Genomic DNA, 13,422 nt, shown 5'->3' with positions numbered 1-13,422 from the left:
TATAATTATACCATGATTTTCTAAACTCTCTACCAGTGGAGGAAAAAAATGAAAAGTAAATTATATAGTAAACTTGTAAAAGACTTCCAAACAGGTGATATCATTTTGTTTAATGGCAAATATCCTATCAGCAAGCTAGTGGAAGAATTAGAGCATAGCAAGTGGTCCCATGTAGGCATGGTTGTAAGGCCCGATCCTGAGGGAGAGGTGTATTTCTTTGAATCTACTGCATTAACAAACTTAGAAGATGTTCTTGAGCATGATCATAAAACCGGTCCTAAGCTAGTTAAGCTGATTGATCGCCTGAAGACATACGGAGCGGATCTAGTCCCTTATGTACCACCGGTTTATGCAGTTCGTTCTCTAAAAAAACATAGTGCTGTTAACATGGACAAATTATATACGTACATAAAGGAAGTGCACGGCATACCGAACCCATCTGAATGGAAGATGATTGAAGAAGTAATCGAAGGAAGAATCTTCTCTATCCATAGTAGAAGCAAAGATTATACTTGCAGCAAGCTGATTGGGGAAACGCTGGAGGTTCTCGGTCTTTCTAAACCAAAAATGCCGCTGAACGGCCTTATGCCGATGGATTTTTCTACTGATAGTCATATTAAACAGCTTTCCGCTCTATGGGAAGAGGAAATCTACATCGAACTTGAAAAAGAAGAGGCTGTCGGCTAAATCCAAAAAAGCTGGCGTTAACCGCCAGCTTTAAAAATGTATTTTCACCCCTTTTTTTGCACTCTCCACTGCACCAAAGACCATCTTCATGCTTTTTATGTTATCTCGGCAATCTGTTTCTGCATTTCTGCCGTTCTCAATGGAAGCAAACATTTCATCAAGACAGCCCCAATGCCCTTCACGAGCTGTCCAGCTGCCTTCATAATTCTTTCTTTCTACTGGATAAATGAAGCTGTCTTCGTTTGAGGTGTTTTTTATTTCTGCATAGAGACTGGTTGTTCCGTCCCATGCTGCACTGCCGCTGCTACCAGTAGCCCGCCAGTCAGATTCCCAGGAGGTGTTAAGTCCCTCTGCACACCAAGAGCCATTATAAGTGAATACAGAGCCGTCATTCATTTCAAAAATGCAGACAGCAGATGCGTTTCCTTTATACCAAGAGCCCTTCGGATTGTATTCATGACAATACACAGAAACAGGGTCTGCCTGCAGAAGGAAGCGTGCTTGATCGAATGTATGGATAGCCATATCCACAATGAGAGGGCTATCCATGATTTCTCGGAAACCGCCAAAATGAGGTCCAAGGAAAAAGTTCGCATGCAAAGAACCTATGTCACCAATCATACCAGAAGCAAGGAGCTCGCCAAAGGCGCGGATTTGCCGGTTATAACGACGGTTTTGCATAACACTGTAGCTCTTTCCAGTCTCCATAGCACAATCAACTAACCGTTGCGCATCCTCAACGGTTTCTGCCATTGGTTTTTCACCAAATACATGACAGCCCGCCTTTAATGCAGCCGAAACAATAAAGGGGTGAGCTGCTGGAATGGTAACATCAAATACAAGGTTTGCTCCAGTGTTTTTGATTGCCTCATTAATATCCGTAAAAACTGGTACTTCTAAATCGAATTTTTCTGCTAAAGTTAACGCCGTTTCTGCATGTAAATCAACAAGTCCTGCTATTACTGCATTCTCGCGCTGCAAAGCATATTCTAACCAAGTATGGGACATGCTGCCGCAGCCGGCAATAATGATTTTATGAGTAGCCAAATGTATCACCTCTATCAGTTTGTTAAGCGTTTTCATATATAGTTATTATAATGTATTCTTCTTCATCATTAAATAGAATTCATTTAAGACCAGGGATAGTTCAATAAGATTTTTTAAAGTTGGCTATACTAACGGCAAAATGATTCAAGGGGGCTTTACGATGCCGAAGAAACATGAAGCTGACAAGGAAGACGCAGCGGCTGAAACAGAATCGAAAGTAGTAGCACTGCATAAAGAGGAGCATAAGGATAAAATAGCGGAGCTTAATCGATTACTAGCGGCAGTGATGACCTACATCTCCGATGATGAAGTAGAAGAAATCGATGTGTCTTATTTACTTGATAATACAAAAGGCTTAAAAGAGTGGTGGGATGAATATAAGGAAAGCAACAGAAAAGTCGTGGAAGAAGAAATCAAAAAGTCCCTCAATAAGCTATCATTGAAGGAATTGGAGCAGATTCGTGAACAAATAAAGGAAAAAAATGAGTAAAGCTTCCGAATGCGGGAGCTTTTTTCTATGCTGAACTTTACAATTTTTAGAAAATATAATTGTACTGCGTTTCTCGGATTGGTAAAAGTGGAATACAATCTCATTATAAATGGTAACAGGGTAGTAAACTCAACTAAAAACTAAAAATTATTAACGTAGGCTCAGACTTCAGGAGCCTTTTTTTCATGTTCCTATTTTTATAGAGGGGTGTTTGTACAAATGAAACTAGCTGAAAAGCAATATGAACGAAATAATCTAGCTTTTTCGATTAGAACAGCAGAAGAAAAGGATGCAGCAAGCTTATCAAATTTGCGGCTGCAGATTGACGGAGAAACGGAAAATATGGATAGAGAAAAGGGAGAGGCCTTTTTGGATGAAGCAGCATTTAAGAAAGTGATAAATGAGGATACTATTGCGAATAACAGCTTGTTTTTGGTTGCTGAGACGGCTGGTAGGCTTGTCGGTTTTTCAAGATGCGAGGGCGGCGCGCTTAAAAGAACAACCCATCGTGCTGAATTTGGGATCTGTGTGTTAAAGGAATTTTGGGGTTGCGGAATTGGCACACTTTTATTGAAGAGCACAATCGAGTGGGCTGATAGCATCCCATTAAAAAAGCTATCATTGTCTGTACTTGAGACAAATCAGAAAGCGATCAGCATGTATACGAAGCACGGCTTTGAAGTAGAAGGAATATTAAAGAATGATAAACGATTAGCTGATGGACGTTTTTACAGCACAATTGTCATGGGCAGACATCACAATATAGAAAGTTAAATGATATAAGGAGTGATGTTAAATGGGAGTAATATTTGGTGCTCGCAACTCAACATTAAAGTATCGGTACCGTAAAGCTGTATATGCAGTCATAATTAAAGATGGAAGCTTGCTTACAGTTATAAATCCTCGCGGTCATTATTTCCTGCCTGGTGGGGGAACAAGAGAGGGTGAAACGAATCTGCAGTGTTTAGAAAGAGAGCTGCTGGAGGAAACTGGCTTTACAATAGCAAATGCTCAATACATCGGACGTGCTGATATGTATTTTCTTTCTCCAAGTGGTGCTCCTATCCATAATGACGGGCACTTTTATTATGCTGCTCTGACTGCACAAAAGAAAAAACCACTTGAACAGGATTATACTACTAAATGGCTTGATATCGAAGATTGTGAGAAATATCTGCATCATGCCCATCATGTGTGGGCTGTTAAAAAGTTTGGAAATGGTTTTAAAGCGAATGGAAATAAAAGCTGCTTTTAGATTAAATATTTTCTGGTTATATATGAATATTATGGTATAGAATTGGTTTCCCAGCAAATACTAATGCTACCGAACTAAATTTCTCAAGTGTTTTGAAGGAGCATAAAACAGATGAAAAATGATCTATTGACCTCTGTCGAACTTGGAGCATTATGGACAACCTACCATAAGAAAACAATGATTTTACGGATTTTAGAGCATCTTATCCAGCATGCTGAAGACAATAAGGCGAAAAGCTTGATGTCCGGGTTATACGAAAAGCTGGAAAAGAAAGTAGAAGAAATGGAAATCATGATTAAAGACGGCGGTGCTGCTCTACCAAGCGGCTTTACTAAAGAAGATATCAATGAACATGCACCTGCTCTTTTCACGAATGGTTTTGATGTAATGTTTTGCCGGATATTAAAGGAGATTAGCATGGGGATGTATGTTCTTCATACAACCATTTCCTATCGAGATGAAATAATCAACTTTTACAGAGAGTTGACGGAATTAACGCATATGTATTACCGGCATTTCACTGATTACTTGCTGGCCAAGGAGTTTTTGCAGCTGCCAACTACAATTAAAATGCCAAATTCCGTTGATTTCATCAGTGATACGTCCTATATGAAAGGAACGAATCTTCTCGGCCAAAAAAGACAGTTAAACACAGTGGAGTATGGACTGCTGCATCATTCTGTTGAAACAAATCTGTTTGGTATGCAGCTGATGAAAGCATTTGCTCAATGTTCTACAGATAGAGAAGCAAAACAATATTTTACTAAAGGTCAGCAGTTATCAGAAGAAATTCTGCAAGGAACAGAAAAAATATTAGTGGAAAACAATATCCCTTCTCCAACATTACCTGGCGGGCTACTAACTTCTTCAACAGAAGCACCGTTTTCTGAAAGACTGATGCTATATTGTACATATTTATTAGGCGGGTTCAGCATTGGCGGGCAAGGTTTCAGCTCTGCATTTATCCTGCGAAATGACGTTATTGCCAAGTCTGCAATCTTTGCAAAGGATGCATTTGAGTATACGATGGAGGGTGCCAAACTGATGATGGAAAAAGGATGGATGGAAGAACCTCCTAAAATGGAGCTTTAATAAAGTTGAATATAAAAAAGGCTATCTTCCATATTAGAAGATAGCCTTATTCCATTATATGAAGTTGTTAGCGAATTACGTTGCCAGATTGACCAGCCAATTGTGATTGAGCTGTTGCAACAAGACGTTTTGTAATTTCTCCACCAACAGAACCATTGGCACGAGCTACTGTTTCAGCGCCAAGTTGAACACCAAACTCTTGTGCAATCTCATACTTCATTTGTTCTAGTGCGGACTCAGCACCAGGTACAAGAAGATTGTTGCTGCTATTACCATTACTGCGATTTGCCATTGTGATTCACCTCCTTGACTATATCATGTACGGTTTTTGAAGGAAGCATGTATAATAAATTCTGGAAGAATATTAGCTATAAAGACTGTTTTTATGATGTTAAAGGAATCTTAAAAAACAATATCAAAAAGATAATAATAACAGCTGAGAGAAGATAGCTTACCAACGGCCGTAGATGATGGAGACGAAGCATTACATACATAACCGTGTAAAAAAGTATTTCCATCCACGCCTTATAGCCGTTTATTAATTCAATACGATTAAAATATAGAAAAAGTGATTCAATTACTAATGAACCAGCAATCCATTGTAAAATATATTTAATTTGTCTGAAGTATCCTCTTTTATTAGGGTAATTAGCCAAGAATAAAAGCGTTATGGACGGCAGATTTATAAAACTGTGCAAGATGTCAACAAGAACAGGATAATCATGAAAGAAATCAGGATTGTATTTCCATAGGAGCTTGTCTGCGCAAAGTAGATTATATAATAAGTCACAGATGATAACATACAGGATGGTAAGATGATAGTGGTGGATTTTCTTCCAATCTTTTCTGAAAAAGCAGATTGATATAAGAATAATGGATAGCAGAAGATGCATATGAAAACTCCCATCACCTATAAAAAATCAGGTCTTAATCTTTTATCTACTTGAATATATTTTCATTAATCAGCACTAATTATTCATAAGTCAGTTATCTATATTTGATTCAAGTAAAAAAAGGAAATGGTATGTTACTGTCGAATTATTTATTGGGTACGTAATGTACATAGAATAAATTTTTTGATGAAAGAAAGTTGGTGGATGATGACCAGCCATATGCTCCGCAAAAGAAAATCAGAAGAGCAATTGCAAAGATTATCTGTGCCTGTTAATAAGCACCTGCCCTATGTCGAGGCAGAGCAATATACAGAAGTTCGTACTAAAGAAGAGATTGTAGACCGCATAATTCCTTTGACTATAGCCGCTGCTAAGGCACTGGGAGCACCTGATGATTTTTTGGAGGAAACAACGGAAGAATTTCAGGCTGCTGCTTTGTTTACAAACGAAGAACGTCAGTTTATGATGGCAGCGATCTTGCCAGAGCAAGCTAAAATTAATTTTTCTTGGAAGCTTGAATGTATTTGGATTTTGATGTGGTCCATTGATCTCGTTCCGGAATTAGGAATGCCTGATCAAACATGTGATGTAGATCTGTTGTTGGAAATGATCCTGGAAAGCTCGCGGACAGAGCTTCTTCATAAGGCCGAACTTAAACCAAAGAGTATGATATTGGATGAGCTTGATTTTATTTATCGTGCTCATTGGGCAGTCCGTGATGCACAGCTAAACGGAACCGAAATTCCTGCTGTCTTTGATGAGGGAGTTGTTTATGAAAGGCATTATGCCTTAAACTGGCTTGTTCATTACATGGATCAAACATGGGATGAGATAAGCACAGATACATAAAATCCAGCTGTCTAAATGACAGCTGGATTTTTCCGCTGCCACTCCTGAGACTTAAGGCGTTAGAATAGGTATAAATGATAGCGTTTTCTCGAACGTTTTTTTCTTAATTGAATACTATTTTTTAAAGGACTTGTACGTAAACAGCTCGTCTATTTTTAGCAGAGGAGGAAAAAATGTGTGAAAGGATATGGTTATAATATAGCTTCTATATTAATGATGGGGGTTGGGCCTTTAATTGCAAAGTTTGGCTTGCAAACCATTTCAGCCAGTGCTGCTGCATTTATTAATGCATGCACAATTGTAATTGCGAGTTTTATTTGGGGAATGCTTCGTAAAGAACCAGTTAAGTTTTATGTTTCAAAAGATATGACCTTGTTGTCTGTCTGCAATGTGCTCGGTGTCTTATTTATGTATGTGAGCTTAAGTTTGCTTTCACCTGTACAAGTCGGTTTTCTGGGCCGATTTTACACAGTATTTGCTGTTTTACTTTCATTTGTTTTGTTAAGAGAAAAAATCTCAAAAACAGAATGGATGCTCGTTCTCCTTGCTGTTGCCGGAACCTTCCTGTTTATTACACCTAAAGACAGCGGAAGTCTGTCAGTTGCAGGAGTCATTTGCGCTCTCCTGTATACGTTCTTCTTTGCTTTATGCAATGTCCTCATAAAATGGCGAATGGAGAAAGGCAGGAATTCTAACTCGATTCTGTTTACAAACAGCCTGTGGACATTTTTTCTTCTTGCACTCTATCTGCTGATTTTTCCTGTAAGCTGGCAAGTGTCTGCTCAAAGTGTTTCTCTTACCGCTGCCGCTTCTCTGATGACAGGGTTTTTAGGAACCTTGTTTTTATATGAGGCATTGAAGCGAATCCGTTTTTCCATTGCAAACATCATGAGAGCTGCCAGTCCAGTTATTCTCGCAATCGTTTCTTATCCATTCTTTCCTGTTCCTTTAACTTCACTAAATATATTAGGAGCGGTCATTCTTTTAGCTTCCATCATTCTTATTGGTATTACAGACTATAAAAAACGCAGACTCAAAAGTTTAGTGGAATAATCCGAGGAGAACCAAATGATAAAAATCATCCAAAATCAACCTAATCTAATCATAGTTGCACATGAGATTTATGGAATAAATGAGCATATAAAATCGTTTTGTGAGCAGGTAGCACAAGCAGGATTTGATGTCGTATGTCCTAATCTGTTGAAAGAACCGCTAGCTTTTTCTTATTCGGAGGAAAAGGAAGCATATCACCATTTCCATACTAACTGCAGCTTTTTAGATAGTAGAGCAAGTTTATGTAAACTTGCTTCAGAAAATAGAAGGGAATATAAGCAGATTTTTATCGTCGGCTTTAGTGTTGGTGCGACAGCTGCATGGTTAGCCTCCTCGAGCACTGCAGACATTGATGGAGCGGTGTGCCTTTATGGATCGAGAATTAGAGACTATACAGAACTTGTGCCTAAATGTCCTGTTTTGCTTGTTTTTCCGGAAGAAGAACAGTCGTTTGATGTTACTAGCTTGATGGATATTTTAGTAAAAAAAGAAGTAAAGCAGGTTAAGTTGGCTGGAAAGCACGGTTTTTGTGATCCGTTTTCTAAAAGTTTCAATATAGATAGTGCGAAAACTGCTTGGAGTCATATGCTTGCCTTTTTTCGTTCTAACTAAAATTGTATAAGGATAATTTTTCCTAGTGTAAAAAACTTCATTTTAGACGATATAAATATAGATAACATAAGAACAATGCCTTGAACTATTGTTATCACTATTGTGTTTTTGCCTTAAAAGAACGGGGACTAACGTTTCTTTTAAGGTTTTTTGACGTAATATATTAAAATAATATTATGATTACATAAATTGGTGGCTGCAAGCGAACAATATCGGTAAAAAGGAGGGTGAATATGAGCAAAAACGAGGATACAACGAGCGAAGGATTGAATCAAATTTTTGAAATTATCAATGCTAAAGGTGATATTGGAGAAATTAAAAAAATTCTCGCAGACTCCAACGAAGAGGAGAATTCTAATCCCGAATAACTTGTATCGCTGCTGCTGCATTCCGACTGGGATGTGGTTTTGTTTTATTTGCACGGAATATAAAAAAGATGGTGTTTATAAGATAGTTAATTAATCTGTCTCTTATTACATAAAATTATGGTTTTTTATAGAGGTTTTGCAGCAGCTATGGTACGATTTGGCAAGGAGTAAGTACCATTATTTATTAGGAGTTATTCATTTATGTTCTATTCCATGCTGATGTTTATTATTGCAGGCTTGGCAGAAATTGGCGGCGGCTATCTCATTTGGCTATGGTTAAGGGAAGGCAAGCCCCTTTCCTTCGGCTTGATTGGAGCGATAGCACTTATACTTTACGGCGTTATTGCCACCTTTCAAACATTTCCGTCCTTCGGCAAGGTTTATGCGGCTTACGGCGGAGTGTTTATTATTCTGTCTGTGCTCTGGGGATGGGGTGTCGATAATAAAACACCCGATTTTTATGATTGGATTGGTGCCGGTATCTGTCTGCTAGGTGCTGGTATCATTTTGTTTGCACCACGTTCCTAAAAAATGCAGCTTCCGATTGGAAGCTGCATTTTTTATTTATGGAAGTATGTTTCCTGCTGCGCGGAAAATTTCATACCATTCTTCACGAGTTAAAGTGATATCGCTCGCTTTTATACAGTCCTGCAATCTTGATTGATTCATTGTTCCAATCACTGGCTGCATTTTCGCTGGATGACGTAACAGCCATGCAATTGCAATAGTAGTATTGCTGACATTGTATTTTTTTGCAATTTCATTAATTTTTTGATTTAATTCTGGGAATTTTTCATTGTCCAAAAATACGCCTTCAAAAAATCCATATTGGAATGGTGACCAAGGCTGAATAGTAATATCATGAAGACGGCAAAAATCGAGAATTCCGCCGTCTCTGTTAATGGCCGATTCGTTTTCCATATTGACGTTAAAACCGCTCGAAATCATGGTCGAATTTGTGATGCTTAATTGAAGCTGATTCGCAACAATCGGTTGTTTTACATACTTTTGCAATAGTTGAATTTGCATTGGATTTTGATTGGATACACCAAAATGACGGACTTTTCCTGAGCTTTCCAGGATATCAAAAGCTTCTGCTACTTCTTCTGGTTCAACAAGTGTATCAGGACGATGTAAAAGAAGAATATCAAGATATTCTGTGTTTAATCGTTGTAAGATGCCATCAACAGATTGGAGGATATGGTCTTTGGAAAAATCAAACATTCCCTTGCGAATTCCGCATTTGGATTGCAAAATAATATTTTCTCGAACAGTAGGACTCATATGTATAGCGTCAGCGAAAATCTCCTCACAGCTTCCGCCGCCATATATATCTGCATGATCAAAAAAATTAGCTCCTTGCTCTAATGCAGTTTGAATAAAATGCTCCGCTTCTTTTGCTTCAAGCGAATTGATGCGCATACAGCCGACAGAGACAACTGGCACCTCTAAATTGCTTGATCCAAGCTTCATTGTTCTCATGATTTTTCCCCCTTTATGGTTAGTTCACGTACATTACAGAATGTCCCATGAGCCTAAGTTGAATTATAAATGAGAGCGATTTCACCGTCAACTTTAGAGCACAGCTAGGATAATAGCACTTCCGAAAAAAGGTAACGTTCATATTTTAATATAAGCGACAAAGGAGCGGATACTTTGAAGGAGGAAATGGGATTGGAAGCATTCACGAAAAGCATTACACTTTGTATGATTGTTAAAAATGAGTCTAAAATAATCACAAGATGCCTAGATTCAGCTGAAGCGATTATTGATTCTCTCTCCATCTGTGATACAGGTTCGACAGACGACACGGTTAAAATTATCAAAAACTGGGCAAAAGATAATGGCAAAGAATGTACGATTCATCATACTCCATTTCAAAACTTCGGATATAACCGAACACTGTCTGTGAATCTGGCACAAGGTGCCTATCCAGACTCTGATTATCTTTTATTATTGGATGCAGATATGATCCTGCAGAATTCCCTTGCATTTCATGTAAATAACTTAAAAAGTGACCAATATTTAATCATGCAGATGAATCAAGATTTAAAGTATTGGAACACGCGGCTTATCCATGCAAAACGTTCATGGGAATGCGTCGGTGTGACACATGAGTACTGGGAGCTGAAAGAATCTCCTGCCACAGGAACTGTTGGAAAGCTTGAGAATATTTTCATTCTTGATAAGGAAGATGGCGGAAGCAAACAAGATAAGTTTGAAAGAGACAAAAGGTTGCTCGAAGAGGCTGTACAAGACGAGAACCAAAAGCCGCTTTGGCAAAGATATATGTTCTATTTAGCACAAACTTATTATGATTTGCAGGATTACTCCAACGCAATTGAATGGTATAAAAAGCGAATAGCAGAAGGCGGCTGGCAGGAGGAAGTGTATTACAGCATGCTGAAAATTGGTCTTGCTTATGAACAACTCGCGAACCGCTCCTCTGTAAATCTTAAGCGGGAAGAATTGCTGGCATTATCTTTATTTCGATTGCAGCAAGCATGGATGTATAGACCATCAAGAGGTGAAGCCATTTATCACCTCGCTCGGATTCATCGAGAATTAAAAAATTATCAGCTTGCCTATTTATTTGCAGCAGAAGGGAAATCAATTCCGTTCCCAGCAAACGATCTGCTGTTTGTCGATTATACGGTTCATGATTATAGATTTGACTGTGAACTGGCCATTGCAGGCTTCTATATAGAAAAAAACAAACTGTCTGGTAAACAAGCACTTGAACGCTTGCTAGCAAGGAAGGAAGAATTGCCAAGACATTTACATCCATGGCTTGAGCAGACTAGCCAGTATTATCACTAAAAGCACTGAATATTACTTCAGTGTTTTTTTCTATTAAATCTGCTTTTTTATAACCATATCAAAACAGGGTCTCTTCCTTTTAATATTTTCCCCCTCATCAGTGCAGGGATTCTTGAAAGGCACAGAGAATAGTACACAATTACTTAAAATAAATTTGGGGGCAGTAAGAATGATATTGGAAGCAGCCATGCTTAACGTGAAAGAAGGAATGGAGTCGGAGTTTGAACAAGCATTTGCTGAAGCATCGAGCATTATTGCAAGCAAAAAAGGCTATATAGAGCATGAATTGCAGCGCTGTATGGAAGATGTGGGCAAATACTTGCTGTTGGTCAGGTGGCAGACGCTTGAAGATCACACAATCGGGTTTAGGCAATCAGCAGAGTATGAGAACTGGAAAAAGCTGCTTCACCATTATTATGATCCTTTTCCAACGGTAGAGCATTTTAAATCTGTTTATATAAGCAAATAACGAATAAACGATGCAACAATTTCGAAATAATAGTGTAATAATAGAGCTTAGAAGAGAAAGAGAAGCTATTATTTCTGGTAATGCCTGCCTTTTTAAAAGAGCGGACCACTTATCCAGCAAGATATCGAGCATTTTTCTTTTCATGTGTAATATTTTGGCACATGAATATATATATGACATCTGTTAACCTACTAGAGTATTAAAGAATGATTCTAGGAGGTTAACAATCTATGAAAAACTTAAAGAAACTACTTATTGTTTCAACAGTAGCCCTTTCCTTATTTGGGTTTAATACGCAGTCTAAAGCCGCCACCAATCATGTTGTCCAAAGTGGCGAAACTTATTGGATTCTTGCAAATAAATTTGGTGTTTCAGCAAACAGCATAAAAAGCGCAAACGATGCTACAAGCAACATGCTTATTCCTGGTCAATCGCTGACTATTCCTAACTCTACTATCTCAGCAGCTGATAAAGATCTAATGGCACGTCTTGTATCTGCAGAAGCTAAAGGTGAGCCATATGCAGGGAAAGTCGCTGTGGCAACGGTTATTTTAAACAGATTGGATAACAAAGATTTCCCTGATACTATTAAAGATGTAATCTACCAAAAAGACAATGGCTATTATGCCTTCACACCTGTGCAAAATGGAGCAATAAATGAGTCTGCAGATGCAGAGTCGAAAAAGGCAGTAACAGAAGCAATTGCTTCAAGAGGCTACGGACAAGGTTCTCTGTTTTTCTATAACCCAAAAACATCTACAAGTGATTGGATTTTCTCACGTCAAGTGACAATCAAAATTGGTAACCATACGTTTGCAAAATAATTGAATCCTGCATCACTCCATTTTGGAGTGGTGTTTTTTTAGTTAGGAGACATTGCTGATTCTATATATTTCATGAATTTTCTACCAAGCAATGATGGAGTCTTCTTCTTAGGATATACAAAACCAAAAGCGATATGTACAGGCTGGTGATTCAGAATGTTCATTTTTTTTATAGCGTTTTGATTAACAAGGAGAGTATCTCCTTCCTTGTAAAGCTCTGGTGAGAAGGTGATAGCCATGTTTTGAATGACGGCCTTTTTAATGACATCCGTATTATTCGATGTAAACAATATTTGTAAGCTTCCAAATTCAGCAATAAAGTTTTGAACAAACCATTTTACATAATCTCCGTCATACATAACAATCGTTTCATTAATGAGTGCTTGTGGCTCAATGCTATCATTAACAGAAATGGCCGAATCTTTATGTGCGAATACCTTCATTTCCCCTTTATTTAGAAGCTGAAAATCAAGATTTTCCATTTTATCCTTTAGACCATCATGTAGTGTTATCAGTCCAATGTCCAGTTCAAAACGGGTAATATCGTTGATTATTTCATGTGTTTCCTGCTCCATAATCTCAATCTCTACATTTGGATAATCCGCTTTAAAGGCTGCGAGCGGCTCCAGTAAATAGGGCATATAGATTGGGATGGAAGCAAATGTTAGCTTCCCTTGAACATCTTTTGAGTCCTCTTTTATTTCTTCGCGTAATTCCTCTACTTTTAATAAAATTTCCACTGCCTTTTGAATTACTTTTTTGCCTTGTATGGTAGGCAATGTTCCTGTTCTGGCACGGTGAAACAAAACAACACCCAGTTCTTTTTCAAGAGCAGTGATTGATTGGCTCACAGCTGATTGTGTGACATGCAGGTTTTCTGATGCTTTGGAAATTGCTCCTGATTTTGCAACTTCGAGTACATATTCAAGCTGTTCAATCTTCATAGACTCCCACCTTCTATAA

General features: G+C 38.1%; 18 protein-coding genes. 13 read left to right on the top strand and 5 right to left on the bottom strand.

The genetic code is table 11. The features are described 5' to 3' along the window. Positions 1 to 48 precede the first annotated feature (48 nt). A complete protein-coding gene (locus L8T27_RS10165) occupies positions 49 to 687 on the top strand; it encodes a C40 family peptidase (RefSeq protein WP_237941451.1) in 639 nt (212 codons plus the stop codon). Between the two features lie 30 nt (positions 688 to 717). Here the strand turns inward: L8T27_RS10165 and L8T27_RS10160 are convergent, their stop codons facing one another. Further along, a complete protein-coding gene (locus L8T27_RS10160; protein WP_248574437.1) occupies positions 718 to 1,734 on the bottom strand; it encodes a Gfo/Idh/MocA family protein in 1,017 nt (338 codons plus the stop codon). Positions 1,735 to 1,894: 160 nt separating this feature from the next. Between L8T27_RS10160 and L8T27_RS10155 the strand changes: the two genes are divergently transcribed. The 4 genes from L8T27_RS10155 (at position 1,895) to L8T27_RS10140 (ending at position 4,571) form a co-directional block, all read left to right on the top strand. Beyond that, positions 1,895 to 2,224: a hypothetical protein gene (locus L8T27_RS10155; RefSeq protein WP_233313795.1), complete on the top strand. Its 330-nt coding sequence runs from the start codon at positions 1,895 to 1,897 to the stop codon at positions 2,222 to 2,224. A 219-nt stretch (positions 2,225 to 2,443) separates the two neighbouring features. After that, positions 2,444 to 2,998 carry a GNAT family N-acetyltransferase gene (locus L8T27_RS10150; protein ID WP_237941449.1) on the top strand — a complete coding sequence of 185 codons (555 nt, stop codon included), beginning with the start codon at positions 2,444 to 2,446 and terminating at the stop codon, positions 2,996 to 2,998. 22 nt (positions 2,999 to 3,020) lie between these two features. Beyond that, on the top strand, positions 3,021 to 3,479 hold the full coding sequence (locus tag L8T27_RS10145) for an NUDIX domain-containing protein (protein WP_233313797.1): 459 nt from the start codon (positions 3,021 to 3,023) through the stop codon (positions 3,477 to 3,479). A gap of 111 nt (positions 3,480 to 3,590) precedes the next feature. Beyond that, the gene (locus L8T27_RS10140; RefSeq protein WP_233313798.1) at positions 3,591 to 4,571 is read left to right on the top strand and encodes a DUF3231 family protein; all 981 of its coding nucleotides are present in this window, start codon (positions 3,591 to 3,593) and stop codon (positions 4,569 to 4,571) included. 67 nt (positions 4,572 to 4,638) lie between these two features. Here the strand turns inward: L8T27_RS10140 and L8T27_RS10135 are convergent, their stop codons facing one another. Beyond that, entirely contained in the window at positions 4,639 to 4,863 is a 225-nt protein-coding gene (locus L8T27_RS10135) for an alpha/beta-type small acid-soluble spore protein (protein ID WP_233313799.1), read from the bottom strand. 91 nt (positions 4,864 to 4,954) lie between these two features. Beyond that, entirely contained in the window at positions 4,955 to 5,464 is a 510-nt protein-coding gene (locus tag L8T27_RS10130) for a CBO0543 family protein (protein WP_233313800.1), read from the bottom strand. Between the two features lie 186 nt (positions 5,465 to 5,650). On the opposite strand from L8T27_RS10130, the gene L8T27_RS10125 reads away from it, so the two are divergent. The 5 genes from L8T27_RS10125 (at position 5,651) to L8T27_RS10110 (ending at position 8,874) form a co-directional block, all read left to right on the top strand. Then, entirely contained in the window at positions 5,651 to 6,313 is a 663-nt protein-coding gene (locus L8T27_RS10125) for a DUF4272 domain-containing protein (protein ID WP_233313801.1), read from the top strand. Positions 6,314 to 6,490: 177 nt separating this feature from the next. Beyond that, positions 6,491 to 7,366 (top strand): DMT family transporter, encoded by an 876-nt coding sequence (locus L8T27_RS10120; RefSeq protein ID WP_233313802.1) that lies wholly within the window; start codon positions 6,491 to 6,493, stop codon positions 7,364 to 7,366. A 15-nt stretch (positions 7,367 to 7,381) separates the two neighbouring features. Further along, on the top strand, positions 7,382 to 7,978 hold the full coding sequence (locus tag L8T27_RS10115; RefSeq protein ID WP_233313803.1) for a dienelactone hydrolase family protein: 597 nt from the start codon (positions 7,382 to 7,384) through the stop codon (positions 7,976 to 7,978). Between the two features lie 233 nt (positions 7,979 to 8,211). Beyond that, positions 8,212 to 8,346 carry a hypothetical protein gene (locus L8T27_RS28675; RefSeq protein WP_267913278.1) on the top strand — a complete coding sequence of 45 codons (135 nt, stop codon included), beginning with the start codon at positions 8,212 to 8,214 and terminating at the stop codon, positions 8,344 to 8,346. A 201-nt stretch (positions 8,347 to 8,547) separates the two neighbouring features. After that, positions 8,548 to 8,874: a YnfA family protein gene (locus tag L8T27_RS10110; protein WP_237941448.1), complete on the top strand. Its 327-nt coding sequence runs from the start codon at positions 8,548 to 8,550 to the stop codon at positions 8,872 to 8,874. Between the two features lie 36 nt (positions 8,875 to 8,910). Here the strand turns inward: L8T27_RS10110 and L8T27_RS10105 are convergent, their stop codons facing one another. Then, positions 8,911 to 9,828, bottom strand: a complete 918-nt coding sequence (locus L8T27_RS10105; RefSeq protein ID WP_233313805.1) for an aldo/keto reductase — start codon at positions 9,826 to 9,828, stop codon at positions 8,911 to 8,913. Positions 9,829 to 10,014: 186 nt separating this feature from the next. Here L8T27_RS10105 and L8T27_RS10100 point away from each other — a divergent pair, with 186 nt between their 5' ends. The 3 genes from L8T27_RS10100 to L8T27_RS10090 all read left to right on the top strand — a co-directional run bounded on the left by L8T27_RS10100 (position 10,015) and on the right by L8T27_RS10090 (position 12,459). Next, a complete protein-coding gene (locus L8T27_RS10100) occupies positions 10,015 to 11,166 on the top strand; it encodes a tetratricopeptide repeat-containing glycosyltransferase (protein ID WP_233314751.1) in 1,152 nt (383 codons plus the stop codon). A gap of 169 nt (positions 11,167 to 11,335) precedes the next feature. Beyond that, positions 11,336 to 11,635 (top strand): antibiotic biosynthesis monooxygenase family protein, encoded by a 300-nt coding sequence (locus tag L8T27_RS10095; protein WP_233313806.1) that lies wholly within the window; start codon positions 11,336 to 11,338, stop codon positions 11,633 to 11,635. Positions 11,636 to 11,865: 230 nt separating this feature from the next. Continuing rightward, positions 11,866 to 12,459, top strand: a complete 594-nt coding sequence (locus L8T27_RS10090; RefSeq protein ID WP_233313807.1) for a cell wall hydrolase — start codon at positions 11,866 to 11,868, stop codon at positions 12,457 to 12,459. A gap of 38 nt (positions 12,460 to 12,497) precedes the next feature. On the opposite strand, the gene L8T27_RS10085 is transcribed toward L8T27_RS10090, so the two are convergent. Beyond that, positions 12,498 to 13,403, bottom strand: a complete 906-nt coding sequence (locus tag L8T27_RS10085) for a LysR family transcriptional regulator (protein ID WP_233313808.1) — start codon at positions 13,401 to 13,403, stop codon at positions 12,498 to 12,500. Positions 13,404 to 13,422 lie beyond the last annotated feature (19 nt).

This window comes from Niallia sp. Man26 (assembly GCF_022049065.2).
In the GTDB taxonomy this organism is placed as follows: Bacteria; Bacillota; Bacilli; order Bacillales; family Cytobacillaceae; genus Niallia.
Note: the sequence above shows the minus strand (reverse complement) of the source record. Positions and strands in the feature narration are given on the sequence as shown.

Bases quoted from the DNA above. Each gene is read 5' to 3' on its own strand.
- L8T27_RS10150 (WP_237941449.1), top strand. From the start codon at position 2,444: ATGAAACTAGCTGAAAAGCAATATGAACGAAATAATCTAGCTTTTTCG.
- L8T27_RS10135 (WP_233313799.1), bottom strand. From the start codon at position 4,863: ATGGCAAATCGCAGTAATGGTAATAGCAGCAACAATCTTCTTGTACCT.
- L8T27_RS10145 (WP_233313797.1), top strand. From the start codon at position 3,021: ATGGGAGTAATATTTGGTGCTCGCAACTCAACATTAAAGTATCGGTAC.
- L8T27_RS10100 (WP_233314751.1), top strand. From the start codon at position 10,015: ATGGGATTGGAAGCATTCACGAAAAGCATTACACTTTGTATGATTGTT.
- L8T27_RS10130 (WP_233313800.1), bottom strand. From the start codon at position 5,464: ATGCATCTTCTGCTATCCATTATTCTTATATCAATCTGCTTTTTCAGA.
- L8T27_RS10140 (WP_233313798.1), top strand. From the start codon at position 3,591: ATGAAAAATGATCTATTGACCTCTGTCGAACTTGGAGCATTATGGACA.
- L8T27_RS10115 (WP_233313803.1), top strand. From the start codon at position 7,382: ATGATAAAAATCATCCAAAATCAACCTAATCTAATCATAGTTGCACAT.
- L8T27_RS10165 (WP_237941451.1), top strand. From the start codon at position 49: ATGAAAAGTAAATTATATAGTAAACTTGTAAAAGACTTCCAAACAGGT.
- L8T27_RS28675 (WP_267913278.1), top strand. From the start codon at position 8,212: ATGAGCAAAAACGAGGATACAACGAGCGAAGGATTGAATCAAATTTTT.
- L8T27_RS10105 (WP_233313805.1), bottom strand. From the start codon at position 9,828: ATGAGAACAATGAAGCTTGGATCAAGCAATTTAGAGGTGCCAGTTGTC.
- L8T27_RS10090 (WP_233313807.1), top strand. From the start codon at position 11,866: ATGAAAAACTTAAAGAAACTACTTATTGTTTCAACAGTAGCCCTTTCC.
- L8T27_RS10085 (WP_233313808.1), bottom strand. From the start codon at position 13,403: ATGAAGATTGAACAGCTTGAATATGTACTCGAAGTTGCAAAATCAGGA.
- L8T27_RS10095 (WP_233313806.1), top strand. From the start codon at position 11,336: ATGATATTGGAAGCAGCCATGCTTAACGTGAAAGAAGGAATGGAGTCG.
- L8T27_RS10125 (WP_233313801.1), top strand. From the start codon at position 5,651: ATGAAAGAAAGTTGGTGGATGATGACCAGCCATATGCTCCGCAAAAGA.
- L8T27_RS10155 (WP_233313795.1), top strand. From the start codon at position 1,895: ATGCCGAAGAAACATGAAGCTGACAAGGAAGACGCAGCGGCTGAAACA.
- L8T27_RS10110 (WP_237941448.1), top strand. From the start codon at position 8,548: ATGTTCTATTCCATGCTGATGTTTATTATTGCAGGCTTGGCAGAAATT.